Source organism: Bradyrhizobium guangxiense (assembly GCF_004114915.1).
GTDB lineage: Bacteria > Pseudomonadota > Alphaproteobacteria > Rhizobiales > Xanthobacteraceae > Bradyrhizobium > Bradyrhizobium guangxiense.
Genome location: NZ_CP022219.1, coordinates 6129147 through 6155562, shown reverse-complemented (window position 1 = coordinate 6155562; position 26416 = coordinate 6129147). Strand labels below are relative to the sequence as shown.

Below are 26416 nucleotides of genomic sequence, written 5' to 3'. Positions count from 1 at the left end.
GCCGGCGCGCCTGCGCCGCCGCGCCAGGAACCCGTTTGCCGACAGGCTCTTGAACCCCTTCACCCCGTGCAAGCTGCCGACATCATGGACGACCACGTCACAAAGCCCGCCAGCCCGCCCAAAGCCTGCCCGATCTGCGGCAAGCCGCAGTCACAGGCGACCCGCCCGTTCTGCTCCTCGCGCTGCCGCGATGTCGATCTGAACCGCTGGCTGAAGGGCGCCTACGTCATCCCCGCTCGCGACGACGACCCGGATGACGTTGAATAGATGAACAATATCAGTAGCTTGGTTGAGCGGGCGCGACGCTACGCGCCAGCCACGGCAAGCCTGCCGGAGCTTGTGCACAGCCAGGCCGCGCCCGGCGAAGCCTCTTGGCAAAGCCGGGTGGACAGGCCGCTTCCGGCCCACTATAAACCGCCCGCTCGAAGGGCTTTGGCCCCTCTCTTGGAGCACGCCCAGGTAGCTCAGTTGGTAGAGCATGCGACTGAAAATCGCAGTGTCGGTGGTTCGATTCCGCCCCTGGGCACCATAGCTCGTCAACGCCACGCTGCACCAACGCTGCCGGCTGTTGCCGATTGTAGGCTTGCCGAACATCGGGAAGATTTCCCAACGCACTGCGGGCAGGGCTCGTTGGACTGCGCTTGCCTGCCCTGATCCAATCCGGCCGAACCAGCTTTCTCGCGGGCGGCGCGATGAGTCGGCTCTTCAGCTAGCGAAGGGGCATGCATGTTGTGAACGGCCCCGGATCCACGAGCTCGGCTGCAGCGATGAGGATTGCGGCGATGAGCAAGAGCTTGCGCACGAATGCTGCCAGAGCGGCAATCCTTGTGGCCGGACTTTTCATCACGCCCCCTTTGCTCGCTGATGATCGTCAATATGGTCCGGGCGCAAGTGATGCTGAGATCAAGATCGGCCAGACGATGCCCTATAGCGGTCCGCTTTCGGCATCCTCCGTGATCGGCAAGGTGCAGGCGGCCTACTTCCGCATGATCAATGATCATGGCGGTGTCAATGGACGCAAGATCACGTTGATTTCCTACGACGATGCGGCGACGCCGTCCAAGACCGTCGAGCAGGTCCGCAAGCTCATAGAGAGCGACGAGGTGTTGTTCACATTCGAGACGCTCGGCAACGCCTCGAACATCGCGGTCCAGAAATATCTCAATGACCGAAAGATCCCTCAGCTTTTCGTGGCCGGGCGGTCGACGCGTTTCGAGGATTCGGTCAACTTCCCGTGGACGATGGGATTTGCTCCCAATCTGCGCACGGAGGTCCGCGTTTACGCGCGCTTCATCCTGGAGAACTATCCGAATGCCAAAATCGGCCTGCTCTATCAGAACGACGAGAGCGGCAGGGATTATCTGACCGGGTTGAAGGAAGCGCTCGGCGCAAGGGCAGCCGAACTCATCGTCAGTGACGCTTCATACGATGTGACGGACCCGACCGTTGACTCGCAGGTCGTGCGCCTCAAGGCGGCCGGTGTCAACGTTCTCGTCAATATGGCTGCCTCGAGATTCGCCGCCCAGGTCATCAGAAAGATGGCAGAGCTGGATTGGAAGCCCGTTCATCTCCTTGGCGTCGGTTCGTCCTCGATCGACGCGGTCCTGAGCCCGGCGGGCATCGAGAACGCAAAGGGCATCATCTCGGCGAGCTCGTTCAAGGAGGTCGATGATCCGACCTGGCGCGATGACGAAGGTATGAAGCGATGGAGCGCCTTCATGGACGGTTACTATCCGGGAGGCGACCGGAAAAGCATCTTCACGGTCTATGGCTATAGCGCCGCCGAGCTGCTGGTGCAGGTCTTGAAGCAATGCGGCAACAATCTCTCGCGCGAGAATGTCATGGCGCAGGCGACGAACCTGAAAAACGTGAAACTCGATCTGCTGCTCCCGGGACTCTCCGTCAATACCGGTCCGACCGACTATCGTGTGGTCAAGGAGTTCCGAATGATGCGTTTCACAGGCGACCGATGGGAGGCGTTTGGGCCGATCGTTGCCGATTGATCCCGCTGCCGTCAACGGCCGCCGTTCGCGCCACGTTGGTCGTCTACCAGCGATACGAGGCCAACCGCTCAAACCACCATGCCAAGAACGAACAACAGTTCGTCGTGTCGGTGGTTGCGTATGTTCCGCCCCTGGGCACCATTCGAGATAAAGCCGCGGCGACCCGTGAGACAATGCGCTGCAGCATCCCGCTGCCAGTTCGCTGCAAATCCGGACATATCTTCTCGGACGAGTGCGAGTATCATATTCTTGAAGCGCATCTGCACCATGTGGCCGCTGCGCCGGCCGATCAGCGCTCGAAATTGCTTGCGCTGCTCCTGAGCATGCTCGATCAATCCGCGTAGAAACGGCAGCACATCGGGTTGTCCTCGCATAGTGAGGGGGTGACGGAGATTCTTTAGCGATTTCAATGAAATATGAACTCGCGTTTTTCTTCTGAATGGCGCACCATTCCCCTGACGTCGGACATCCCGAGATGTGGCTGCTCCTGAGGCACTACCCTCGTTCGCTATACGTGGCCGCCGGCCGCTGATATGATCCCTGGACGGTAAACGGCAGCTCGCCACCATCCTTTTTCTGCGATGTCGGCCTTCTGATCGGATCTCGATCCCGCTCGCGCCTTTTTCGCATTGCTTCGACAACAACGCTGAACAAAATTGTCCACGGCTGCCGCGCCCCCCGCTCACATTGGGAGATGTGCCATGGCTGCATCGGACTGGCGTCTCGAAGGCGAATGGATGAAGAACTGCAATTGCGCGTTCGGCTGCCCCTGCGATTTCAACGCTCTACCGACCCACGGTTATTGCAAGGGCATGGTCGGCATGCGGATCACCAGGGGGCATTTTGAGGGCGTCAAGCTCGATGGTCTTTGCTTTGCAGTCGTCGTGGATTTTCCCGGCGCGCTGCATCAAGGCAACGGCAAGATGCAGCCTATCGTCGATCAGCGCGCCACGCCGGAGCAGCGACAGGCGCTGTTCAACATTCTGTCGGGCAAGCACTCGGCCGAGGGCACGCTGTTCCACATTTTCAGCCTGATCGTGACCACCATTCACGATCCGGTTTTCGCGCCGTTCGAATTTTCCTTCGACCAGGATGGCCGGGTCGCAAAGCTCGTTGCCGGCGACGTGCTCGAGACCGAGGTGGAGCCGATCAAGAATCCCGTAACCGGTGCTCCACATCGGATTCAAGTGGTCATGCCCGAGGGTTTCGAGCACAGGGCTGCCGAGATCGCATCCGCCGACATTCGCTCAACAGGTGCGATCCGATTCGAGACCCAGGGCACGCACAGCTCGCTCGCCCATGTCGTGCAGACGCCCGAAGGCGTTGCGGCGTGAAGCGGCGCTGATAGGCGCGCCGCGAAGAATGAAGATCCGGCTTTGGATTCGTCGCTGTGCTGGCGGGGTAACCCATGGACGGGCGTGCGATACTGGAACATCTGCTCTACCGTGATCGCTTGATCGTCGCGGTCGGGACCGCCGTCGTGGCAGCGCTCGCCTGGGCCTATCTCGCGGACGGCGCCGGCATGGACGTCGAGATGATGGCCGAGATGCCGGATATGGCGCCGATGCCGTGGACGCTGCGCTCCGCCGCGCTGCTGTTCGCGATGTGGTGGGTGATGATGATCGCGATGATGACGCCGAGCGCGGGACCCGTCATCCTGTTGTATGCGACGATCAGGCACAAGCACGATACTGCATCCGGCGCGGCGATCGATGCCTGGATCTTTCTCGCCGGCTATCTCGTGACATGGGCTGTGTTCAGCCTCGCAGCAGTTCTGGCACAATGGGCGCTTGAACGCTTCGGCCTCTTGTCGATGGCGATGGCAAGCACCAGCACGCTTCTGGCCGGCGGCATTCTGATTGCCGCAGGGCTTTATCAGTTCACGCCGCTCAAACGGGCCTGCCTGCGCTTCTGCGAGAGCCCGCTGCTGTTTCTCAGCCGGCATTGGCGGTCCGGCGCGCACGGAGCCCTTCGGATGGGGCTTCGCCACGGCAGCTACTGCGTCGGCTGCTGCTGGTTCCTGATGGTATTGCTGTTCGTCGGCGGTGCGATGAATCTGGTCTGGGTCGCCGGCATCGGCCTCTATGTTGCCGCTGAGAAACTGCTGCCGTTCGGCCGACGATTGAGCCATGCAGCGGGCGCGGCCCTGGTCGTGTCAGGCATGATCGTTCTTGCGCGCGCGACCTGACCGACAGGCAAGAACCAAAGGTTCACCTTCCAAATATGAAATCACCGGCGCGGCTGAACAGGTCAGACGGCTCCAAAGATTGCGCCGCAACGCGGGTCAACCGCCGCACACGGGAACGACGCTGGAAGGCAATTTCAGCTGGACGAATTATTTCATTTTATCAATGTTTTAAGAGGATAGGCGAGGCGTTGAGCCGCCCCTGTCGCTGAAAGCCAATCCCCGCGCCAGATCGCATCCCCCCATCCCTGGCACCCTGCTTGCTCAGTCATGATCCAAGTCGGGCCTCAGTGGGGAGGCTCGTTTCAGGTTGAGGCAAACGATGCAAGAAGTGTCCCGTCTTGGTACTGCCGGCGAACAGCGGCTCGATGCGTTGATCGCCGATTTGTGGTGGCGCGTTCGGCTCTTGAATACCGATATCCTCGAGGAAGAGGCCAAAGCCGGAGTGTTCGACGTGCACCAGCCGACCTATCCGATGCTTGCACTCAACCTTCGCGCACGGCGGGACAATCTGGTCTCCACCCTCGGCGTGCTCGAGCAGCGTGCGAAATCGGTGTCCGTGGCGGCCTGAGAGCGATCTCCGGTGACACGGGGAGCGTCAGCGATTTTGCTCGTCTGACGAGATGACTTGATGTCGGCGCCCCGTCTGTTCGGAGAGGTTGTGCGGCGACGACCGCGAGCGCGCTGACCGTCGTTCGCGATCACCGCGGCCCGCCCGTCGTGCGTGATCATCGCAATCAGACGATCGTCAGGGACCACCGCCATCAGCCCGCGGTCCGCGATCACCGCCACTAACCGTCCCGGCGACGGAGTCGAAATCGAACAGGTTCGACTCCGTTTCGTGTCGTGCAGGCGGTTCTGCCCATTGCCTGCAGACGTTACTGCGACATGTAATGCACGATCTTCCCTAAACGCCCGACAATCGCCCCGCGCACAAGGCCGATGTCCATTCGCGATTGTGAGGCCTGAGCAGGCGCCAGGTTCTCGCCGTCATGCTATGGCTGTTCCCCCGCAACTTCGCGCGAGGACGCCATGCTCCCCATTCCCGCCGACATCTTCACCGAACCCGAGGACGTCTCGCCCGACGGCCTTGCCAATCTCGGTCCGCTGCGGCGCCTCGCCGGCCACTGGCAGGCGGACAAGGGCATCGACATCAATCCGAAGGCGGAGGGGCCGGAGCGGCGAACCTTCATCGAGCGCATCCGCATGGATCCGATCGATCCGCAGGCCAACGGCCCGCAGCTGTTCTACGGGCTGCGCTATCACATCCACATCAACACGCCCGAGGAAGACATCACCTTCCACGACCAGGTCGGGTATTGGCTGTGGGAGCCCGCGACCGGGCTGATCCTGCAGACGCTGGCTATTCCGCGCGGGCAGGTGCTGCTGGCCTCGGGCAAGGCCGGGCCGGATGACAAGAACATCTCCGTCGCCGCCAAGCGCGGCGACACCGCCTACGGCATCTGCTCGACCGATTTTCTGGAACAGGCCTTCCGCACCGACTCCTACCGCTGCGACATCAGCTTCAACGACAACGGCAGCTGGACCTATCTGATCCAAACCGAGTTGTTCGTGCGCGGCGCGCCGTTCAATCATCGCGACACCAACACGCTGCGACTGGTCGCGCCGCCGAAACCCAATCCGCTCGCGGTGATCGTCAATGATCGCGCCAAGAGCGATGGCGGTGGTGGAACGGCGGCTTGAGCGCCATCGGGAGAGTTGCATGAAGCCCTACGTCATCTGCCTGATGCATTCCAGCCTCGACGGCCGCACGCATCCCAGCCGCTGGCGTCCGAAGGGGGCGGGCACGGACTGGTTCGAGAAGATCCACGACGAGCTCGCCGGCGATGCCTGGGTGATCGGCCGCGTCACCGGCTCGGAGTTCGCCAAGGGCAAGCCTTATCCTGCGACGACGGAGGAGACATTTCCGCGCCAGAACTGGTTCGCCTGGCGCGATGCAAAGACACCCGATGTCAAGAGCTACGGCGTCGTGCTCGACGCGCAGGGCAAGATCGGCTGGGGCCGCTCCGACATCGGCGGCGATCCGATCGTCGTGGTGCTGACCGAAAGCGTACCGGATTCGCATCTCGCAGGGCTGCGCGGCGAGGGCGTGTCCTACATCTTCGCCGGCAAGTCCGAGATCGATCTGGCGCTGACGCTGGACATCCTCAACCGCGAGCTCGGCGTGAAGCGTCTCCTGGTGGAGGGCGGCGGCGTCGCCAATGGCGCGTTCCTGCGTGCCGGCCTCATCGACGAGTTCAACCTGATCCTCAGCCCCGCGCTCGACGGCGCGACGGGTGCGCCTTTCGCGTTCTCTTCGACGGAAGCGGATCGCGACAAGCGCGCGCCGATCGCTGCGATGACGCTGGAGAGCACGCGGGATCTCGGCGGCGGCGTCCTGCTGCTGCGCTATCTGATCAAGAACGATCCGCAAGCCGCGAGCCGGTAAAGCGCGGCTATGCCAGAGACGACAGAGCATATCGTCATCGTCGGCGCCGGCGCGGCCGGCCTGATGGCGGCGCGCGAGCTGGCGCGTGCCGGCCGGAAAGTGACGATCCTGGAGGCGCGCCAGCGCTGCGGCGGCCGCATCCATCCGCTGCCGGCTTCGGAGTTCGGCTATCCCGCCGAGGGCGGCGCCGAATTCGTCCATGGCGAGGCGCCTGTCACGCGCGGACTGCTGCGCGAGGCCGGGCTGTCGCTTCGGGAGATCGAAGGCGAGCAGTGGAGCTCTGACGGAACGAGGCTCTCGCGCGACCAGCGCGACGGCCCGCACGAGGCAGAGCTTCAAGCCGTGCTGAGGGATTTGAAGGACGATCTCACCGTCGCCGAGTTCCTGCGCCGGCATTTTGCCGGAGATGAGTATGCGCCGATGCGCCATTCGATCGGGCGGATGGTCGAGGGCTATGACGCGGCCGATCCCGAGCGCGCCTCGACGCTGGCGCTGCGCGAGGAATGGATGGACGGCGGCCACGCGCCGCAGGCGCGTATCATTGGCGGCTACGGGGCGCTGATCGACTTCCTGGCGGGCGAGTGCCGCCGGAACGGCGTCGTGTTTCGCCTGGGATGCGCGGTGTCGGCGGTCGAGGAGCAAGGCCAGGCGCTGGCCGTCCGTTGCGCGGACGGTGCCGTGCATGGCTGCGATCGCGTCATCCTCACCGTGCCGCTGCCGCTGCTGCGCGAGATCGTGCTGCCGGCGAGCGCGGACGCGAAGCTTGTTGCAACGGGCGACATCGGCTTCGGCAATGTCGTCAAGATCCTGCTGCGCTTTGCGCGACCATGGTGGCGCGAGCGGCAGCCGGATCTCGCAGCCATGACCTTCCTGTTGTCCGACCAGACCATCCCGGTGTGGTGGACGCAATATCCGAGCCGGCATGCCGTTCTCACCGGCTGGTTCGGCGGGCCGCGCACGGCCGAGCTGGAAAGCCTCGGTCCGCAAGCACCGATCGAGGCCGGGCTCGATTCGCTCGCTGCGATCTTCAAGCTGTCGCGCCAGGACATCGCGCGCGAGCTCGTAGCGTCCGCGGCGACCAACTGGGCGCACGATCCCTTCGCCCGCGGCGCCTATTCCTGGGCGACGCCGCGGACGCGCGAGGCGCAGGCGATTCTGGCGCGTGCCGACGGGCTGGTGTCGTTTTCAGGCGAGGCGCTCTATCGCGGCCGCGACATGGGCACGGTCGAGGCCGCGCTCGCGAGTGGGCTGGAGACGGCCAAGACGATCTTGCGGGGATAGCTGCTTGCCAAGTCCGGTCATGACGATCGGCATGTCGCCAAGAAAAAGGCCCGCATGCTTGCGGGCCTCGTCTCTCACCAGCGGCTGCCGCCGAAGCCGAATGTCACGCTGGGGCCGCCGTAATATCCATACGGTCCGCCGCCGTAATAGCCGTGATGCCGTGGGTAATAGCCGTAGCTCCGGTAGTGTGGACGGTAGTAGCCGTGATGGTGGTGATGTTGGCGCCAGTGATGATGGCGATGGCCATGATGGTGCCGGTGCTGCGCGCTGATGTCGGTCACTTGGCCGGCCGGCGCGTTCTGCTTCGCGCTTGAATTGCTGGCCGCGTTCGCCGCCGATCCGCCGGCAAGCGCCGCGGCTCCGACGGCCATCGCGACGATGAGATACTTCATGTCATCACTCCAGTTGAATGTCGAGTGACAACAGATGGGCGTCGGCTGCGTTCCAGCAAGTTGCGGGCGTCGAAACGACGCAGCGCGCGTGCGATTCGCGAGTGAATCATCCTGCGTCGTGAGATTTATTGTCGCATCATCGGCATCGGTCGCAATGCTGCCATCACTTGGCCGCGAATGACGCAATCACGTCGCCGGTGGTCACGATGCGGGCGAATTCGCCGTTGAGGTTCGACAGCGTCATCGCATGGATCGCCTCGGCGGAGTGCGTGTCGCCGTCGGGCCCGATGCGCTCGAACGTCCATGTCGCATCGCGCACGAGGCGTGCGTCGAAGCCGAGATTGCCGGCCATCCGCGTCGTCGTCTCCACGCAATGATTGGTGGTGGCGCCGCAGATCACGAGCGTGCCGATGCCGGAAGCGCGCAGGCGCGCTTCCAGATCCGTGCCGATGAAGGCGCTGTTGACGCGCTTGACGATCACGGTCTCGCCGGGACGCTCGCGCGCCTCGTCCTTGACGGCATAGCCGGAACGCGACGGCAGAAACGAGGAGTTCGGCTTCGTGCCTTCATGGCGGATGTGGAAGACCGGCGCGCCGCGCGCCCTGAACGCCTGCAGCAGATCGGCGATCCGCGCCACCGCATCCGGATTGTTGCGTCGCTTGCCCCCCGCCTCCCATTCGTCGAACGCGCATTGGACGTCGATGACGATGAGGGCGGGCAGGGAGCTGGTCATGATCGGAGCTTTCGCGCGGGTCGCGGAGGCGACTATGCGGGGCGGCAGGGATGGCGCGCAATGACGATCTTCCCTCGTTTCGCGACGGCTCTGCGGAGCAGCGCTCCGCTCCTTCCGAGCTCGCTCCGAAGCATGGCCGCCTTGCTGAGGATCAAAGCGGCCAGAGCTGGCGGGACTAGTGTCCAGCCACCAAATGGTCTGGAATCGACGAGATGCGAGAGAACGCCATGCCGGAGCCGACGAGTCAACCGGACGGGCTTGCCGGGATCAGGACGCTGCCGGAGCTGCTGCGCTGGCGCGTCAAGGCGACCCCGGCGGCAGAGGCCTATCGGCATTTTGATGCAGCCGCGCAGCGCTGGGTCAGCCAGTCCTGGCACGAGATCGATGCCGAATTCGAGCTGTGGCGACGGGCCCTCGCCGCGGAGGCGTTCGCGCCGGGTGAGCGCGTCGCCATCCTGATGCCGAACGGAATTGCGCATATCGCGATGGACCAGGCGGCGCTGTCGCGCGGCCTGGTGCCGGTGCCGATGCATGCCGTCGACAACCCCGACAGCATCGCTTACGTCCTCGTCGATTCCGGTGCGCTGCTCTTGTTCGTCGATACGCTGGAGCGCTGGCAGGCGATCGCGGCGACCGGCCAGCCGCTCGACCATCTCAAGCGCATCGTCTGCGCGGATGCGAGCGGGCTCATCACACCGGATGCGCGCATCGTCGGGCTCGACCACTGGCTCCCGCACGCACCCGGCGCCACCGCGCCGCTGCCCGACATCGCGGTCGCGCCGGATGATCTCGCCGCTATCGTCTACACGTCGGGCACAACCGGGCGGCCCAAGGGCGTGATGCTGTCGCATGGCAACGTCGTCGCCAATGTGAAGGCGATCGCGCGCCGGATCAAAGCCGAACCGCACGACGTCTTCCTGTCCTTCCTGCCGCTCTCGCACACCTTCGAGCGCACCGGCGGGGATTACTACCCGATCGCAGTCGGCGCCTGTGTCGCCTATGCCCGCTCGGTGCCGCAGCTCGCGGAGGACCTGAGGCATGTGCGGCCGACCGTGCTGGTCTCGGTGCCGCGGATCTACGAGCGCGTCTACGCGCTGGTCATGCAGCATCGCGCCTCAGCCGGCGCCATCGAGCGCGCGCTGCTCGATCTCACGATCGCCGTCGGCGGGCGACGTTTCGATGCGCGGCAGGGGCGCGGCGTGCTGTCGCCGCTCGACCGACTGGCCTGGCCGCTCCTGAAGCGGCTCCTCGTCGACAAGGTGCTGGCACAGCTCGGCGGGCGCCTGCGCGTCGCGGTGTCCGGCGGGGCGCCGATCGCGGAGCCTGTCATCCGCCTGTTTCTCGCGCTCGGCCTCGACGTGCTCCAGGGCTACGGCATGACCGAGACCTCGCCGGTGGTCTCGGTCAACACCGTCGACGACAACGATCCGCACTCGGTCGGCCACGTTCTCGACGGCATCGAGGTCAAGCTAGGTGAAAACGACGAGTTGCTGGTGCGCGGCCCCAGCGTGATGCTCGGCTACTGGCACAAGCCGGAGGAGACGCGCCGCGTCAAGGACCCCGACGGCTGGCTGCACACCGGCGATCAGGCCCGCATCGACAGCGGGCGCATCACCATCACCGGTCGCATCAAGGACATTCTGGTCACCTCGACCGGCGAGAAGATCGCGCCGGTGGATCTGGAGACGGCGATCCTCGCCGATCCCTTGTTCGAGCAGGCGCTGGTGGTCGGTGAACAGCGGCCGTTCCTCGCCGCGCTGGTCGTGCTCAACGCCAAGGCCTGGGTGCAGGAGAAGGAAAGGCTGGCGGCGAGCGGGCAGCAAGGCGGTGCGGCGGAACGGGCCGCGCTGCTTGCCAGGATAGCGGCGGCCGTGAAGGCCTATCCGTCCTACGCGACACCGCGCGCGGTGTGGTGGACGCTGGATCCGTGGACCATCGCTGCGGGCCTGCTCACGCCGACGCTGAAGAACAAGCGCCCCGCACTCGAACGCCACTTCGCAGAGGAGATCGAACACATCTATGCGAAGAAGGCGAATGCCTCGGCGCTCTCCGGCAAGGCGCTCACTTCCTCTTGAACGCTGGCTCCGCCGCGCTTGATCCAGCGCAACATCGGTCGCCGCCTCCGCATGCAATGTCGCCGGAGAGAATTCGGACGGCAATCGAGGCAAATCATGAAGGCGTATTTCATCGGCGGTGGCATTGGATCGCTCGCGGGCGCCGCGTTCCTGATCCGCGACGCGCAGCAGGCGGGGCGTGACATCGTGATCTACGAGGCCCAGCCGCTGGTCGGCGGCAGCCTCGACGGCGCGCTGCTCGCGAACGGCGCCTATTCGTTGCGCGGCGGGCGCATGCTCACCACCGACCATTACGAATGCACCTGGGATCTGCTCTCCAGCATTCCCTCGCTCGATCATCCGGGCCTCAGCGTGCGCGACGAGACCATCGCGTTCAATCTGGAGAACCCGGCGCATTCGCAGGCGCGGCTGGTCGACCGCAACCGCTTCAAGATCGACGTCTCTCATATGGGCTTTTCCGCGCGGGACCGGCTGGAGCTGCTGCGGCTAACCGAGGCGTCGGAGGAGAGCCTCGGCAACAGCCGCATCACCGACTGGCTCTCGCCGAGCTTCTTCGAGTCCAATTTCTGGTACATGTGGCAGACCACATTCGCGTTTCAGCCCTGGCACAGCGCGGTCGAGCTGAAGCGTTATTTGCACCGCTTCATGAGCGAGTTTCCACGCATCGAGACGCTCGGCGGCGTCAAGCGCACCGTCTACAATCAATATGACGCGATCGTGCGGCCGCTCGCCGACTGGCTGAAGCGGCAGGGCGTGCAGTTCGTGCGCGGCACGCGCGTCACCGACATGGCGATCGAAAGCGAGGACGGGCGCTTGCGGGTGCGCCAGCTCGTGCTCGATCGCGACGGCCGCATCGCCAACGTCCGGCTCGAGGACGACGATCTCGTGTTCTTCCAGAACGGCTCGATGACGGATGCCTCGAGCCTCGGCTCGATGACCGAGCCGCCGCCGCGCCTGACCAAGAAAGACAGTCAGGGCTGGGCGCTGTGGGAGACCATCGCGGAGGGACGACCCGAATTCGGCAATCCCGCCGCCTTCAACAGTTCTATCCCCGAATCCTATTGGCTGTCCTTCACCGTCACCTGCCGCGATCCGCTCTTCTTCGACCGGATGGAGGCGTTCTCCGGCAACAAGGCCGGCACGGGCGGCCTGGTGACGTTCAAGGATTCCAACTGGCTGATGTCGGTCGTGCTCTATCATCAGCCGCATTTCGTGGGACAGCCGAAGAACGTGCAGGTGTTCTGGGGCTATGCGCTGCATCCCGACCGCGTCGGCAACTTCGTCGGAAAGCCGATGTCCGATTGCGGCGGCGCGGACATCCTGAAGGAATTGTGCGGTCACCTGAACTTCGATTCCGCGGTGTTCGAGGATGCGATCTGCATCCCCTGCCGCATGCCCTACATCACCAGCATGTTCATGCCGCGCCATCTGGCCGACCGGCCGCTGCCGGTGCCGAAGAATTCGGTCAACCTCGCCTTCGTCAGCCAGTTCGTCGAAATCCCCGACGACGTCGTGTTCACCGTCGAATATTCGGTGCGTGCGGCGCAGATGGCGGTCTATCAGCTGATGAAGATCGATCGCCCGGTGCCGCCGGTGACGCGGCACGACAAGTCGCTCGCGGTTATTTTCGCCACGCTGGAGAAGGCGTTCGCGTGATGCCGGGTCGCGGCGTCACTGGCGCCTGCGATAGAAGCTATCGAGGCGGCGCCAGCGGCAGGGGGACATGAAAGACCGCGCCTCCTGACGGCGCGTTCTCCGCCCAGACCCGCCCGCCATGCGCCTCGACGATCGTATGGGCGATCGACAGGCCAATGCCCATGCCTTGCGCCTTGGTCGTGAAGAACGGCTTGAAGATCTCCGCGACCTTCTCTGCGAGGATCCCCTCACCGGCATCGGCGACGGAGACGAGGGCCACATTGCCAGCGAGACTGGTTCGCCCGACGATGCGGCGCCGCTTGTCCGGAAGATGGGCTACCGCATCGATGCCGTTCACGACGAGATTCAGAATGGCCTGCTGGAGCTGGACCTTGTCGCCCTTGACGCGGATATCCTTGGGCGAGGGTTCCGTCACGAGCTCGACGTCGTGCGTCAGCGCCTGCACGGAGAGGAATCGAAATACCTCGCCGACCATCGCATTGAGGTCGAGCTCGCGCCGTTCGGTCGGGTCCCGTTTCAGGAACGCGCGCAGCCGGCTGATGACCTCGGCAGCGCGCTGATCGTCCCGGCGAATGTGGTCCAATATGTCCCCGATCTCGCCGAGATCGGGAGCCGGATTGCGCAATATCTGTTGGGCCGTCTCGGCATTGATCATGATGGCAGCGAGCGGCTGGGTCAGCTCGTGGGCGAGCGAGGCGGACATCTCGCCCGCGGTGGCGCGGCGATTCATGTGGGCGAGCTCCGACATGCGCTGCCGCGCTTCGACCTCGGCCACGAAGCGCAGGCGGCGCTCGCGCAGCAGAATGGCGATCAACAGCGCCTGCAGCAGAACGACGCTCGCGACGCCGGTGACGTGCCAGTGATACTGCTCCCAGAAGGTCGGTTCACGGAAGCGCACTTCGCTGCCGGGGGGCAGATTGGCTTCGTCCACGTTCCAGCGCTTCAGCTGCCGCCAGTCGAAGATCGGCTTCACGTTGCCCCCGCCGAAGGGGACGATCCTCGACGGCGCTTCGCCGTCGAGGATACGCATCGCCAATTGGCCGGCTTCCCGTCCGATCGTCTCCGGCAGCAGCAGGAAGCCGCCCACGCCCGACCGCCCGAGGAACGTATCGGACGTGATGATGATCGGGCGGTTGGCACGTTCGGCGACGCGCGCGAGCGCCGAGGTCGGGGAATAATAGGTGCCTTCGCCGTCCGAATACATCGCCGAGGTCAGGATCGCGGAGCGGGCAGGTAGGGAGGCGACGCGATCGCGGACCTCGCGCAGCACGGCGCCGGACAGATCGGTGATTTCGAGGTCGGGCATGGCGGCCGCGAAATCCTGCTTCCAGTGTCCGTATGTCAGCGGATTCTTCCAGGCCTCGCCGACGAGCACGACACGGTTGAGATCGGGAACGACGGCGCGCGCTGCAGTCAGCAGCTGCGCCGGTCTCACGCGCGCGAAGACGGCTGTCGAGTTGGGCAGGAACAGCGCGCGCGTCTCGGGAAGATCGGGGACGAAGCCGTAGACGACGGGCGCGGCCGGCCAGATCTCCAGCTTGTGCTTCTGGAGGAATTTCGCCGCTGCGACGCCGATCGAAACGATGACGTCGATCGGCCGCTGCGCGTATTTGGTCTTGAAGTGGCCGACCAGACTCTCTTCGTAGCCGGGGTCCGGGAAGCGGGTGAGATCGAGGCTCTCGCCGTAGGTCACGGTGTGGCTCGCCCCGTTCGGCTTTGCGGCGGCGCGGATGCCGGCAAAGATCTCGGAATAGAACGGCGAGCGAAAATCGGCTTCTTCGAGGACCAGAATCGAACGCTGCCGCTTGCTGTCGGCGGCGATGCATTCGCACGACAGGCTTGCGAGCAGGCAGACAATCAGGATGCGCACCAGCCCGGTGATCATGCGCGTTGCTGGACTCTCGGCCCCGCCTTCGTTTGCAGTCGCGCCTCCGCGATGAGGACGCGCACCAGAGCATACAAGCCAGGCCTGGAGTTTCAAAACGGAAGCAAGCGCGTTCGCACCAAGACTGAGCGGGGCGAGACGAAGTGCCGCTACTTGAACGGATCCTGGATCGAGGGCGACGACTGCCGGATGCGGCGCACGCTCACCGGCGTACCGTCGGAGACGAACAGCAGTTCATACCGGCGGCCTTCGTTGTCGGTCGCCGAGCAGGTCACGTCGTTCACCTTCCTGGCCGCGAAGTTGCCAGTCTGGCGGCAGACACCGGTGGAGGTCTGCTCGGCCGGCACCGGCAGGCCATCGACCCTGGGCCGGTCCTTGGAGTTGAGCAGCATGCGGTCGATCGGCAACTCGTAGGAATTGTCGTCGGCGCGCTTGCCGTTCTCGCCGGAGAACGACACGACGTGGCTGTCGTCAGAGGGATCATCGACCGCAACTGCGAAATTGACCCGGCCCGTGTCGCCATGGGCATAGGCCACCGTCTTGCAGGCGAGGGTGCGGCCGGCAACCTTGAACGTCTTGCAATGGCCGGACATCAGCGCCAGCAGGTCGATGAAGGCGGTCTGCTGCGCCGGCGGATTGTTGACCCGGATCGGTTCGGAAGTTTCGGCAAAACAAGGACTTGCCCAAGGACTTGCCAAGGTGATGGCCAAGACGGCGAGGACCGGTCGGCGGAGGCGCATGGTCAGGCTCGTGTGCCAGGGGGCCGCGGCGGCGGGGAACTCCCGCACCATAACCATTGAACCGCAAATTGGTTGCGATCCCGTTTGTTCTGCAACACCCGTCTGGAATACCACCGCGTCACACCCCAACGGCGATTCGCCCAATCGCCCACCCCGTCCGTCCGGCACTTGCCGTCAGACTGGTGTTTTTTTCGTGGCAAAGCTAGCCCATCGCCGTCTGCCAGCGCGCATCGCGAAGCGACGGCCGGCGGTGCAGGCGGGCGTCCAGCAGGGCGCGGGCGCGGGGCAACTCGCCGCTGCGCATGAGCGCGACGATGTAGGTGTCTTCGATCAACTCGCGCTGGGCGTGGCTGCCGCCGATCCGCACGACCTCTGTGAGAACAGGCGCGAGCATCTGCACGCATGAGGCGTAATCCTCGTCCGCGAAAGCTGCGAGCGCGCGGAAGATCGCGGGCACGACGGCGCCGGCCGGCAGCTTGCCCTCGGCGAGCCGCTGCTCGATGGTTGCAAGCCGCGCGGCGAGCGCTTCGCGGTTTTGCGTCGCCGCCGAGAACAGCGCCATGTGGACGTCGGCAAAGGATAGGCTGGACTTCGGAAACAGCTTTTGCGCGGCGGCGTCGGCCTCGAGCCACAGCGCCCTCGGCACGCTGTGGCCATAAGCCGAGAGGCGCCACAGCAGCGAGGCGGCGTCGGTGATGACGTTGAGCGGCGGCGCCTGCGTGACCGACGGCTGGAGCACGTCGGCATAGATCGACAGCGCGCGGGCCGCATCGCCATGCTCGAGCGCACCGAGCGCCTGGTGCCAGCGGATATGGCCGTGCAGGATGCCGGCGCGGTCATAGCCCGGTATCCAGTCGTCGACGAGGCGATCGGCCGCCTCGATCGAGCCGTCCTCGAACATCGCATGCAGCACCGCGTGCGCGGCATGGGCATTGGCTCGGCGGAGGCCGAAGCCGCGCTCGGTGACGGCGCGGCCGCGCGCGACGTCGCCGTTCTCGGTCATTGCCCAGCCGGCCATGGTGAGAAACCACCAGTCCTCGCCATAGTGCTGCGCGACGCGTTCGCACAGCTCGTGCCGCGCGCGGTCGTGGTCCGCCATGCCGGAGAAGGCGAACAGGCCGAACGCGCCGAGCGGCAGCGACAGCACCAAGGCATCGCGCGGCCAGCTCTCGATGTGCTTCAGGGTCGATGCGATCGCGTCCGGCAGCCGGCCTTCGATCGCCAACGCCAGCGTCTCGACATGCGCGCGCTCGCGCTCCGTGCCGCGCCTGGTGACCAGCTCACGCGCGAGCGCCGCCTTCTGCCGTGCCAGATCGCCCTGCTGGTAGAAGGCGTGCACGCGGGCGCGGGCGATATGGGCCAGCGCGAAGTCGGGGTCGGCCGCAATCGCGCGCTCCAGCGTCTCCGCCGTGCCGGTCCAGCCCGCGAGCATGAGGTCGACGCCGTCGCGATAGGCGCCGGCCGCCGCATCGGATGCAGTTGAGAGCGGCAGGCCGTAGCGGTCTTCGTGTGCCATCGTCGTCCCCGAAAGTTCACGCCGTCCGTGCGCGGCGGCCTTCGATCGGATAGGCGGGATCGTTGTAGCCCGGCGTCGAGGGATGGCCCGGCACGACCAGGCGGTCGATCAGCGCCTCGTCCTCCGCAGTGAAGCGATAGTCGAGCGCGCCGATGTAGCCGTCCCATTGCTCCTCGGTGCGGGGGCCGGCGATCACCGACGAAACGAAGGCGGAGTTGAGCACCCAGGCGACCGCGAACTGGCCTGCGGTGATGCCGTTCTTCTCGGCGTGCGCCTTGATCTCCTGCGCGAGCCGCAGCGATTCGGGCCGCCATTCGGTCTGCATCATGCGGGTGTCGTTGCGGCCGGCGCGGGTCTCCTTGTCGGGAGCCGCATCCACCTTGTACTTGCCGGTGAGCACGCCGCGCGCCAGCGGGCTGTAGGGGACGATGCCGAGGCCGTAGTAGGAGCAGGCCGGAAAGTGCTCGACCTCCGGCATGCGGTTCATGGCGTTGTAATAGGGTTGGCTCACCGCCGGCCGGTCAATGCCGAGGCGGTCGCAGATGTTGCAGATCTCGGCGACGCGCCAGGCGCGGTAGTTCGAGACGCCGAAATAGCGCACCTTGCCCGCGCGGATCAGATCGCCCATCGCGCGCACCGTTTCCTCCAGCGGCGTCGCGTGGTCCTCCTTGTGCAGATAGTAGATGTCGATGTGATCTGTGCCGAGCCGCTTCAGGCTCTCGTCGGCGGCCTGCAGCACCCAGCGCCGCGACAGCCCGCCGCGATTGGGATCGTCACCCATGGGATTTGCGAGCTTAGTGGCAAGGACCCAGGCGTGGCGGTTGCCGGCGATGGCGCGGCCCACGACTTCCTCGGAGCCGCCCTTCGAATAGGCGTCGGCCGTGTCGATGAAGTTGATGCCGGCGCCGCGCACCTTGTCGATGATGAGCTTTGACGCGGCTTCATCCGTCGGTCCGCCGAACATCATGGTGCCCAGGCAAATCGGCGACACTTTCAGGCCGCTGCGGCCGAGCTGACGGTATTGCATGGGCTATCCTTGCTGCTTCTTCGTGGGAGCAGCATAGCCAGCAACGCCCGTCATTGCGAGCGCAGCGAAGGGTGTGGTCGGCTGCGGGCAGCCGCCCGCTACCCCGGCCCCTTCAAGATCTTGAACACGCCGTTCGCCATCACGATGCAGCGGTCATCGACCGTCACCTCCGTGCTCATGAAGATCAGGCTGCGGGTCGAGCGCACCACGCGCGGGCGGGAGATCAGGATGTCGCCGATCTGGCCGGCCTCGACGAAATGGGTGTCGAGCTGCACCGTCGCCATGTACTCCTTGCCGGAGACGTAACGGGCGGTCATGCCACAGGTGCGGTCGGCGAAGGTCATCATCACGCCGCCCTGGACCATGCCGCGGCGGTTGTGATGCTTGTCTTCGGTCGCGAGCGCGAATTCGTATTGGCCGTCGCCCTTGCGCTGCCACAACGGGCCGATCAGGTGCACGAAGCCGGTGGTCTCCAGAATGCTCCAGCCCTCCGATTTCAGCCTTGCGGCGGCCTTGCTCGTCATCTCTCCGTCCATCCCTGCAACGCTGTCTCTCCTCGTTTCATCAGATGCGGTCCTGGTGTAGTCAAGCATCATGAGACCTTTCGGCGATGCCACCAGACGGAATATCGAAGCCGCCTGCGCCTCCTTCGCGCGGCTGCCCGCGGAGGCCGAGCCATCGGCGCTGAAGCGCGCCGCTGTGGTTCTGGCGCTGACAGAATCCAGTGACGGCGACGACACGGCCTTCCTGCTCACCAGGCGCGCCTCGCACCTGCGTGCGCATCGCGGCCAATGGGCGCTGCCCGGCGGACGCTGCGATGCCGGCGAGACGCCGGTCGAGGCCGCGCTGCGCGAGCTCGACGAGGAACTCGCGCTCAAGCTCTCGGCCGACGCGGTGCTCGGCCTGCTCGACGATTATCCGACCCGCTCCGGCTATCTGATCACGCCGGTCGTGGTCTGGGCAGCCGACAGTGCCCCGATCAAGCCGAACCCGGACGAGGTCGCTTCCGTCCATCGCATCGCGCTCGACACCATCGAGCGCGACGGGGCGTTCGATTTCACCGCGATCCCCGAAAGCGCCCGCCGCGTGATCCGCTTCCATCACCAGATGAGCCTGATCCACGCGCCGACGGCTGCCCTGATCTACCAGTTCCGCGAGGTGCTGGCGGGGCGGCACACCCGCGTCACCGAGCTGGAACAGCCCGTGTTCGCCTGGAAGTGATGGTAAACAGCGCGTTAACGTGACGGTTACCGGATGCCTGCTAAGAGGGCGGCATGCATCGATCGATTCGAAACACATGGGCGTTGGTTCCACTTGCGCTGGCCCTGATCACGCCCGCCGCAAGCGGCGGTGAAGCCGACGCGCTGCCACCGGCCGTCCGCAATGCCAATGCGCAGTTGCTGTCGCAGTTCTTTCCGCAAGGCGCGGGCGCGTCGCCCGCCGTGCTCGAATATCGCCGCAAGCTCGCGGAGTACCAGGCGGCGCGCGCGGCCTTCGACGCCGAGGCGGGCGCCTATTGGAGCCAGATCTCGGAGAAGCGGAAAGGCCGCAACGCCAAGCGGCGCAGCGGGCAGCAGATCACGCTGGATGATTACGTGCTGGAGCATCCGCCGCTTTACACCGGGCCGAAGAAGCCGGTGAATCCCGAACCGGAGGAAACGCCGGACCGGCCGCCCCGCAAGCCTATTCCCGTGGTTGCCGATTTCCTGCGCGCGGCGCAGGAGCTCTACCAGTTCACGCCGCAGCGCCCCACAAGCGAGCTCGAGTTCAAGCGCGCCTATGCGCGCTACGCGCTCGCCTCCGGACTGACGCGCGAGCAGGCCGTGCGGGTCTATTCGTTCGAGACCGGCGGTACCGGCAGCCACGACGTGCAGGCGGGAATCGAGCATGGCGGCAAACGCGCGATCTCGACCGCGATAGGCTACAACCAGCTCCTGACCACCAACAGCGTCGAGCTGCTCGCCGAGCAGGGTCATGAGCTCGTTCGTGCGCTCTCCGAGAAGGTGGCGCGCATGTCGGGACCGGCGCGCCAGTCGCTCGAGCACAAGCTCGCTGTTCTGAAGAAGATGGTGGCGCATGCCAAGTCGGTGCCCGACACCTGGTCGGAGCACGAGAAGATCGGCAACACGGCGCAGGGCTGGGCCATGCATGCCATGGTGCTGGACATCGATGTCGGTCCGATGCTGCAGACCCACAAGCTGCTGACCTCGGTGCTGTTCGCCCGCGCCAAGGGCTACACCCGTCCGCTGACCGCCGCCGAGCTCGAGATGATGAACCTCACCGGCGACGGCACCGGGCTCGACATGGTGACGATGCCGCAGGCGATGCGCGAGCAGGTGCCGACCTCGAACTTCTTCCAGCGCGGCGGCTACGAGCGCACCCCGGTCGCGATCCGCCACAACACGGTGGCCAAGCTGCTTGCCGTGACGGATGAGCGGATGGACGCCAACAGCGGCAAGCCCGGTGCGCGGGAATTGGCGGGCGCGTTTTAGCCCTTGCCCGCCACACACTCGGTGTCATCACCCGCCTTCGCGGGTGATGACACCGAGTGTGTGACTCTGCAATCTCCCGCCAGCCCAATCAAGCTTCTACTGATCCGGCCCGAACTTGAACTTGCCGTCGCCTTCGAGATAGGGGCCGCTGCGCATGTAGAGCTGGCCGTTATGGCCGATGAAGAACAGGGTGCCCCTCGGCACCTTCTTGGCGCCCTTCAGGAGCTCGCCGGCATTGCTGGTGCCCATCTTGTAGGAATAGGTCTTGCCCTCCCGGTCATAGGCATAGCCCATGTCGGGTTTGAGCTCCCACGGGGTTGCCGTGGTTTGCGCGCATGCGGGCGCGGCGAACGCGCCAAGCAGCGTTACGATTGCAACCGAAACAAGTGCAAATGCCTTCGTTGAAAATGCCATGATCCCATCCTCCCCGTCGTTGGGAGCGTCGGCTTGAACAAATCACGAACGGTGTGCCCCGGTCAATTTGCGAAAGCGCCGCAGCGCTTCACGTCTTGCCCAGCAGTTTGTGATTTTCCCTTCGTCCCCTCGCGACTATGTTCCGCTTTCCGTCTAGAACGCAACTCGACAAAATTATTGGTGGGGATGATTCGGATGCGCCATGTGATCAAACTTTGCTGGGCTGCTGCATTGTCGTTGACGGCGCTGGCGCCGGCCGCCCGGGCCGATGACTACCAGCTCAGCCACAACCAACGCATCTCGTGCAGCCGCGGCCTTGCCCCGGGCAAGCTGAACACGGCGACCTGCAAGTCCTACACCTATCTCTTCAACACCAAGACCTCGGAATATTTCCGCTGCCAGGTTTCGCTGGCGCTGACCCGCGACAACAAGGAAGTCATCAACGTCCAGACCGACGGCGGCTGCACCAAGAAGCCGCGGGTCTTCGAGGTCGACGGCAAGTATGATTTCGACGCCACCGAGACCGAGCCGCCGAACACCAACTCGTTCTTCGGTCCCGGCGGCTATTCGGTGTGGGCCGCCGACGTCGGCGCGCAGAAGGTGCGCGGCTGCATCATCATCTCCTCCGGCCTCGGCTCCGACATCTCCAAGTGCCTGGACATGACGTTCCAGTGAGGATGCCTCTCCCCGCTTGCGGGCAGCACAATCGCATTTGAACATTCAGCGGAGGTCGTCATGCCCGGGCTTGTCCCGCCTGCGCGGCCGAAGCCGCTTCGCGAGGCGAAGGCCCGGGCATCCACGTGCTACGTGGAAAGGCGTGGATGGCCGGCACAAGCCTGGCCATGACGGAGTGGGTACTCTCGGTGCCCTGGTCCACGCCTATGCGATCGTCCACGCTGCGCCACGTCGCCGCAGCCCTCAAGTTCCCCAAAATAGAGCCGGATCGGCCGCAGTCCTGTTTTGCCTTTTGGATGGGTTGCCCCGCCCGCCTCATCCGGCCAATTTCGCCGCGGTTTGGGGAGTATAGAAAATCATGAAACGGACCATTTTTGGCGTGGCCGCGGCTCTTGCTCTGGCGGCGTCGGCACCTTGCGCGCAGGCGCAATCCTTCATCAACGTGCTGACCGGCGGCACCTCCGGCGTCTACTATCCGCTCGGGGTCGCGATCGGAAAAATCTACGGCGACAAGATTCCGAACGTGAAGACGCAGGTGCAGGCCACCAAGGCGTCGGTCGAGAATTTGATCCTGCTGCAGCAGGGCCGCGGCGAGCTGGCGTTCACGCTGGGCGACTCGCTGAAGGCCGCCTGGGACGGCGAGGAGGAGGCGGGCTTCAAGACCAAGCTCGACAAGCTGCGCACCATCGGCGCGATCTATCCGAACTACATCCAGATCGTCGCCACCGCGGATAGCGGCATCAAGACGCTGGCCGACCTCAAGGGCAAGAGCCTCTCTGTCGGTGCGCCGAAGTCGGGCACGGAGCTGAACTCGCGCGCGATCCTCAGCGCGGCCGGCATGAGCTACAAGGATCTCGGCAAGGTCGAATATCTGCCGTTCGCCGAATCCGTCGATCTCATGAAGAACCGCCAACTCGCAGCGACGCTGCAATCGGCCGGCCTCGGCGTCGCCTCGCTGAAGGACCTGTCGACCTCGAGCCCGATCACGGTGGTGTCGGTGCCGAAGGAGACCGTCGACAAGATCGGCCCGCCCTTCATCTCCGCGGTCATTCCGGCCAACACCTATACCGGCCAAGACAAGGACGTGCCGACCGCTGCCGTCGTCAACTACCTCGTCACCAGCTCGGCCGTGTCGGACGATCTCGCCTACCAGATGACCAAGCTGGTCTATGAGTCGCTGCCGGAACTCGCCAACGCGCATGCGGCCGGCAAGGAGATCAAGCTCGAGACGGCGGCCAGCGGCAGCCCGGTTCCGCTGCATCCCGGCGCGATCCGCTATTACAAGGAAAAAGGGCTGATCAAGTAATCCACTTCATCCGTCATTCCGGGGCGATGCGAAGCATCGAACCCGGAATCTCGAGATTCCGGGTTCGGCTCTTACGAGCCGCCCCGGAATGACGAAGTGAGTGAACGCCCGGGTCAAGCCCGGGCATGACGATTTCAGGGCGGGGACATATCGATGTTGCAGGCAGAGGGCACCGAAGCTGCGCCCGAGAAGGTCAAGGTCGAGTTCGACAATTTCGAGCACGGTTTCCCGGAAGGATTCGGTCCGGGCGGGTGGGGCGCGCTCGCTTATTGGATCGGCATCGCCTTTGCCACCTTCCAGCTCTATGTCGCCGCCTTCAACTATCTGCCGAGCCAGGTGGTGCGCGGCGTCCATGTCGGCTTCCTCGTTCTCCTCACCTTCGGCCTGATCGCCAATTTCACCGCCAAGAGCAATTTCGGCCGCGCGCTCGGCTGGGTGATCGGCGGCGCCGGCTTCTTCTGCGGCCTCTATCAGTGGATCTTCTACGCCGACCTGATCGCGCGCGACGGTGATCCGACGCGGCTCGATCTCGTGGTCGGCACGCTGCTGGCGGTGCTGATCTTCGAAGGCACGCGGCGCCTGATGGGCGCGGCGCTGCCGCTGATGTGCGGCGCCTGCCTCGTCTACTGGTTCTTCGGCCAATACCTGCCGTCGCCGCTCAATCACCGCGGTTACGACTTCGACCAGATCATCACGCATCTGTCGTTCGGCACCGAAGGCTTCTACGGCGTGCCGATCTACGTCTCGGCGACCTACATTTTCCTGTTCATTCTGTTCGGCTCGTTCCTGGAGCGCGCCGGCATGATCCAGCTGTTCACCGACGTCTCGCTCGGCTTGTTCGGCAAGACGCGCGGCGGACCGGCCAAGGTCGCGGTGTTCGCCTCGGGCATGATGGGCACGATCTCCGGCTCCGGCGTCGCCAATGTGGTCACCGTCGGCCAGTTCACGATTCCCCTGATGATCAAGTTCGGCTACCGCCGCGCTTTCGCGGCCGGCGTCGAGGCCACGGCCTCGATGGGCGGCCAGATCATGCCGCCGGTGATGGGCGCGGTCGCCTTCATCATGGCGGAGACGCTCGGCGTGCAATATTCGGAGATCGTCAAGGCGGCGGCGATCCCTGCGATCCTCTATTTCGCATCGGCCTTCTGGATGGTGCATCTGGAAGCCGGCAAGCACGGTCTCGTCGGCATGAAGCGCTCGCAGATCCCGAGCGCCTGGAAGGCGCTGGTGACGCGCTGGTACCTCGTGCTGCCGCTCGCCGCGCTGGTCTACATGTTGTTCGAGGGCTTCACGCCGCTCTATGCCGGCAGCATGGGCCTCGCGCTGACGGTGGCGCTGATCCTGGGGACCAGCATCACGGCGGGCGTTTCGGCGACGGTCGTCCGCTACATCTTCTGGATCGGCCTTGCGCTCGTCGTCGCCGCACTGTCGCGCGACGGCCTTCAGATCGTGCCGGTCGCTTGCGTCGTCGTCGGATTGATCGTGATCACCGCCTTCGTCCGCGGCGGCATTGCGGCGCTGCGGGCCTGCCGCGACGCGCTGGCCGAGAGCGCGAAATCCGCCATCACCGTCGGCATGGCCTGCGCCATCGTCGGCGTCATCATCGGAATGATGTCGCAGACCGGCGTCGGCACCATCTTCGGCGGGTGGGTGATCGGGCTCGGCGAGAAGAGCCTGTTCCTGGCGCTGATCATGACCATGTTGCTGTCGATCCTGCTCGGCACCGGCATTCCGACCATCCCGACCTACATCATCACCGCCGCGCTCGCCGCGCCCGCGCTGGCCAAGCTTGGGGTGCCGCTGATCGCGAGCCACATGTTCGCGTTCTACTACGGCATCATGGCCGACCTCTCGCCGCCGGTGGCGCTTGCCGCGCTCGCGGCGGCGCCGATCGCGAAGGAGAACCCGGACAAGATCGGCTGGGAGGCGATGCGCATCGCGCTCGCCGGCTACGTCATCCCCTTCATCTTCGTCTATTCTCCGGCCTTGATGCTGCAAGCCGGCGATCCCATGGCGGCCAAGCTCGGCTTCTACGGCGCGGTGGCGCTGGCGGGCCTGAAGGCACTGGTGGCGATCGGCCTGTTCGGCACGGTGGCGATCGGCTTCCTGTTCACGCGGCTGACGCTGATCGAGCGCCTGGTTGCACTCGGCGCCGCGTTCTGCCTGCTCGGCGAATTCCCGTTCAGCGACACCGCGGGCTTTGTGCTCGCTGCGGCGATCGTGCTGTGGCAATGGCGGCAGCGTCCGCCGGCGCCGGTCGAGGCGGTGTGAGCCTCTGCTTCGCAACCGCTGTCGGCGTGAAGGCGCTGGCCCTGTCCGCGTTCACGCTTGCATGGACCCATTCGATCGCGAAGGTCGACTGGCAGGAAGACTGGCGCGTCACGCCCGCTGGCCTCGAACTGGTGCAGGCCCGCGTCAAGGGCACCGGCCCCGGCATGGAGCCGCCGCCCGAGGCGCGGCTGGTCGATGGCTGGTTTCAGTGGCAGCCGAAGCGAGCCGCCATGCAGGAGGTCGTGCTCGGCAATTCGGGCGCAGCCGGGGAATGGCGGCTGTGCCATGACGGAGAGTGCCGGACGCTGTCGGAGATTGTCGGGCATCCCATTGGTGCTAACGTCATCAAGATGAGCATCTGCAAACAACAAGAGAAATAAGGGAAATCATGATGGATCGGCTCAAGGGCAAGGTTGCAATGGTGGTGGGGGCCGGCTCGATCGGGCCTGGCTGGGGCAACGGCAAGGCGACCGCGGTGACCTTCGCGCGCGAAGGCGCGCTGGTGTTTTGTGTCGACCGCAATGGCGCAGCGGCCGAGGAGACTGCGAAGATCATCAGCGGCGAGGGCGGTAGAGCGACGGCGTTCACGGCCGACGTCTCGCGGCCGGCGGAGATCGAGGCGATGGTGGCGGCATGCCTGAAGGCCTATGGCCGCATCGACGTGCTCGACAACAATGTCGGTATCGCCGAGATGGGCAGCGTGGTCGAGGTGACCGAGGAAAGCTGGGACCGGGTCTTCAGCGTCAACCTCAAGAGCGCCTATTTCGCCATGAAGCACGTCATTCCCCTCATGGTGAAGCAGGGCGGCGGCTCGATCATCAACATCTCCTCGATCGCCTCGATCCGTCACATGGGCATCTCCTACGTGACCTACGGCACCTCCAAGGCGGCGATGAACCAGATGACGCGCACCACGGCGATCGAGTTCGCGCGGCATCATGTCCGGGTGAATGCGATCCTGCCCGGCCTGATGAAGACGCCGATGGTGGAGCATTCCGCCGGCCTCGCCAACAGCTACGCCAAGGGCGATGTCGAAGCGATGTGGCGCGCCCGCGATGCGCAGGTGCCGATGGGCCACATGGGCGACGCCTTCGACGTTGCCAACGCCGCGCTGTTCCTCGCCTCGGACGAATCGAAATATGTGACGGGGATCGAGCTCGTGGTCGACGGCGGGATCACCTGCAAGGCGGGGGCGTAGCCTCCCAGGCCAGTCCCGTCATCCTGAGGCGCGAGCCATGGCGCGCAACGCGCGACATGGGGAACCTCGAAGGATGAACGGGGCCGGTGCAGCCGGGCCGTCGCCCTTCGAGGGCCGC

26 protein-coding genes and 1 tRNA gene are annotated in these 26416 nt (G+C 65.0%); 19 read left to right on the top strand and 8 right to left on the bottom strand.

Going from position 1 to position 26416, the window contains the following annotated elements; all coding sequences use genetic code 11:
- The first annotated feature begins 84 nt into the window (after window positions 1-84).
- The 10 genes from yacG (at window position 85) to X268_RS29445 (ending at window position 7918) form a co-directional block, all read left to right on the top strand.
- Window positions 85-267, top strand: coding sequence for a DNA gyrase inhibitor YacG (yacG, locus tag X268_RS29490; protein WP_128929426.1), 183 nt, complete (start codon window positions 85-87; stop codon window positions 265-267).
- A gap of 186 nt (window positions 268-453) precedes the next feature.
- Window positions 454-529, top strand: a tRNA-Phe gene (locus X268_RS29485).
- Between the two features lie 253 nt (window positions 530-782).
- Complete coding sequence (locus tag X268_RS29480) at window positions 783-2003, top strand: ABC transporter substrate-binding protein (RefSeq protein WP_128928194.1); 1221 nt, start codon at window positions 783-785, stop codon at window positions 2001-2003.
- Complete coding sequence (locus X268_RS29475) at window positions 2000-2347, top strand: hypothetical protein (protein WP_128928193.1); 348 nt, start codon at window positions 2000-2002, stop codon at window positions 2345-2347. Before X268_RS29480 ends, X268_RS29475 begins: the two co-directional genes overlap by 4 nt.
- A 357-nt stretch (window positions 2348-2704) precedes the next feature.
- Window positions 2705-3337, top strand: a complete 633-nt coding sequence (locus X268_RS29470; protein ID WP_128928192.1) for a DUF1326 domain-containing protein — start codon at window positions 2705-2707, stop codon at window positions 3335-3337.
- A gap of 74 nt (window positions 3338-3411) precedes the next feature.
- Window positions 3412-4191 carry a DUF2182 domain-containing protein gene (locus X268_RS29465; protein WP_128928191.1) on the top strand — a complete coding sequence of 260 codons (780 nt, stop codon included), beginning with the start codon at window positions 3412-3414 and terminating at the stop codon, window positions 4189-4191.
- A 319-nt stretch (window positions 4192-4510) separates the two neighbouring features.
- Entirely contained in the window at window positions 4511-4759 is a 249-nt protein-coding gene (locus X268_RS29460; protein ID WP_128928190.1) for a hypothetical protein, read from the top strand.
- A 461-nt stretch (window positions 4760-5220) separates the two neighbouring features.
- The gene (locus X268_RS29455; RefSeq protein ID WP_128928189.1) at window positions 5221-5892 is read left to right on the top strand and encodes an FABP family protein; all 672 of its coding nucleotides are present in this window, start codon (window positions 5221-5223) and stop codon (window positions 5890-5892) included.
- A 19-nt stretch (window positions 5893-5911) separates the two neighbouring features.
- The gene (locus tag X268_RS29450) at window positions 5912-6637 is read left to right on the top strand and encodes a RibD family protein (RefSeq protein WP_128928188.1); all 726 of its coding nucleotides are present in this window, start codon (window positions 5912-5914) and stop codon (window positions 6635-6637) included.
- Between the two features lie 9 nt (window positions 6638-6646).
- Window positions 6647-7918, top strand: coding sequence for a flavin monoamine oxidase family protein (locus tag X268_RS29445; RefSeq protein WP_128928187.1), 1272 nt, complete (start codon window positions 6647-6649; stop codon window positions 7916-7918).
- 74 nt (window positions 7919-7992) lie between these two features.
- Here the strand turns inward: X268_RS29445 and X268_RS29440 are convergent, their stop codons facing one another.
- On the bottom strand, window positions 7993-8310 hold the full coding sequence (locus tag X268_RS29440) for a hypothetical protein (protein ID WP_164937989.1): 318 nt from the start codon (window positions 8308-8310) through the stop codon (window positions 7993-7995).
- Window positions 8311-8473: 163 nt separating this feature from the next.
- The gene (locus X268_RS29435; RefSeq protein WP_128928186.1) at window positions 8474-9043 is read right to left on the bottom strand and encodes a cysteine hydrolase family protein; all 570 of its coding nucleotides are present in this window, start codon (window positions 9041-9043) and stop codon (window positions 8474-8476) included.
- Window positions 9044-9270: 227 nt separating this feature from the next.
- Here X268_RS29435 and X268_RS29430 point away from each other — a divergent pair, with 227 nt between their 5' ends.
- Both X268_RS29430 and X268_RS29425 read left to right on the top strand, forming a co-directional pair.
- A complete protein-coding gene (locus tag X268_RS29430) occupies window positions 9271-11118 on the top strand; it encodes an AMP-dependent synthetase/ligase (protein ID WP_164937988.1) in 1848 nt (615 codons plus the stop codon).
- 96 nt (window positions 11119-11214) lie between these two features.
- Complete coding sequence (locus X268_RS29425; protein ID WP_128928184.1) at window positions 11215-12774, top strand: oleate hydratase; 1560 nt, start codon at window positions 11215-11217, stop codon at window positions 12772-12774.
- Between the two features lie 37 nt (window positions 12775-12811).
- On the opposite strand, the gene X268_RS29420 is transcribed toward X268_RS29425, so the two are convergent.
- The 5 genes from X268_RS29420 to X268_RS29400 form a co-directional block, all read right to left on the bottom strand.
- Window positions 12812-14659 carry a sensor histidine kinase gene (locus X268_RS29420; protein WP_128928183.1) on the bottom strand — a complete coding sequence of 616 codons (1848 nt, stop codon included), beginning with the start codon at window positions 14657-14659 and terminating at the stop codon, window positions 12812-12814.
- A gap of 149 nt (window positions 14660-14808) precedes the next feature.
- Window positions 14809-15399, bottom strand: a complete 591-nt coding sequence (locus X268_RS29415; protein WP_128928182.1) for a hypothetical protein — start codon at window positions 15397-15399, stop codon at window positions 14809-14811.
- Window positions 15400-15601: 202 nt separating this feature from the next.
- Window positions 15602-16915, bottom strand: a complete 1314-nt coding sequence (locus tag X268_RS29410; protein ID WP_128928181.1) for a tetratricopeptide repeat protein — start codon at window positions 16913-16915, stop codon at window positions 15602-15604.
- A gap of 16 nt (window positions 16916-16931) precedes the next feature.
- Window positions 16932-17942: an aldo/keto reductase gene (locus X268_RS29405; protein ID WP_128928180.1), complete on the bottom strand. Its 1011-nt coding sequence runs from the start codon at window positions 17940-17942 to the stop codon at window positions 16932-16934.
- Between the two features lie 98 nt (window positions 17943-18040).
- Entirely contained in the window at window positions 18041-18466 is a 426-nt protein-coding gene (locus tag X268_RS29400; protein ID WP_164937987.1) for a PaaI family thioesterase, read from the bottom strand.
- A gap of 70 nt (window positions 18467-18536) precedes the next feature.
- Here X268_RS29400 and X268_RS29395 point away from each other — a divergent pair, with 70 nt between their 5' ends.
- Both X268_RS29395 and X268_RS29390 read left to right on the top strand, forming a co-directional pair.
- A complete protein-coding gene (locus X268_RS29395; protein ID WP_164937986.1) occupies window positions 18537-19163 on the top strand; it encodes an NUDIX hydrolase in 627 nt (208 codons plus the stop codon).
- Between the two features lie 53 nt (window positions 19164-19216).
- Window positions 19217-20434 (top strand): hypothetical protein, encoded by a 1218-nt coding sequence (locus X268_RS29390; protein ID WP_128928177.1) that lies wholly within the window; start codon window positions 19217-19219, stop codon window positions 20432-20434.
- A gap of 96 nt (window positions 20435-20530) precedes the next feature.
- Here X268_RS29390 and X268_RS29385 read toward each other — a convergent pair whose 3' ends face one another.
- Window positions 20531-20848, bottom strand: coding sequence for a hypothetical protein (locus tag X268_RS29385; protein ID WP_128928176.1), 318 nt, complete (start codon window positions 20846-20848; stop codon window positions 20531-20533).
- A gap of 195 nt (window positions 20849-21043) precedes the next feature.
- Here X268_RS29385 and X268_RS29380 point away from each other — a divergent pair, with 195 nt between their 5' ends.
- The 5 genes from X268_RS29380 to X268_RS29360 all read left to right on the top strand — a co-directional run bounded on the left by X268_RS29380 (window position 21044) and on the right by X268_RS29360 (window position 26298).
- A complete protein-coding gene (locus X268_RS29380) occupies window positions 21044-21523 on the top strand; it encodes a hypothetical protein (RefSeq protein ID WP_164937985.1) in 480 nt (159 codons plus the stop codon).
- Between the two features lie 358 nt (window positions 21524-21881).
- Window positions 21882-22829, top strand: coding sequence for a TAXI family TRAP transporter solute-binding subunit (locus tag X268_RS29375; RefSeq protein ID WP_128928174.1), 948 nt, complete (start codon window positions 21882-21884; stop codon window positions 22827-22829).
- Between the two features lie 153 nt (window positions 22830-22982).
- Window positions 22983-25100, top strand: a complete 2118-nt coding sequence (locus tag X268_RS29370) for a TRAP transporter permease (RefSeq protein ID WP_128928173.1) — start codon at window positions 22983-22985, stop codon at window positions 25098-25100.
- Entirely contained in the window at window positions 25061-25480 is a 420-nt protein-coding gene (locus tag X268_RS29365) for a DUF1850 domain-containing protein (RefSeq protein ID WP_128928172.1), read from the top strand. The genes X268_RS29370 and X268_RS29365 overlap by 40 nt, the downstream gene beginning before the upstream one ends.
- A gap of 11 nt (window positions 25481-25491) precedes the next feature.
- Entirely contained in the window at window positions 25492-26298 is an 807-nt protein-coding gene (locus X268_RS29360) for an SDR family NAD(P)-dependent oxidoreductase (protein WP_128928171.1), read from the top strand.
- Window positions 26299-26416 lie beyond the last annotated feature (118 nt).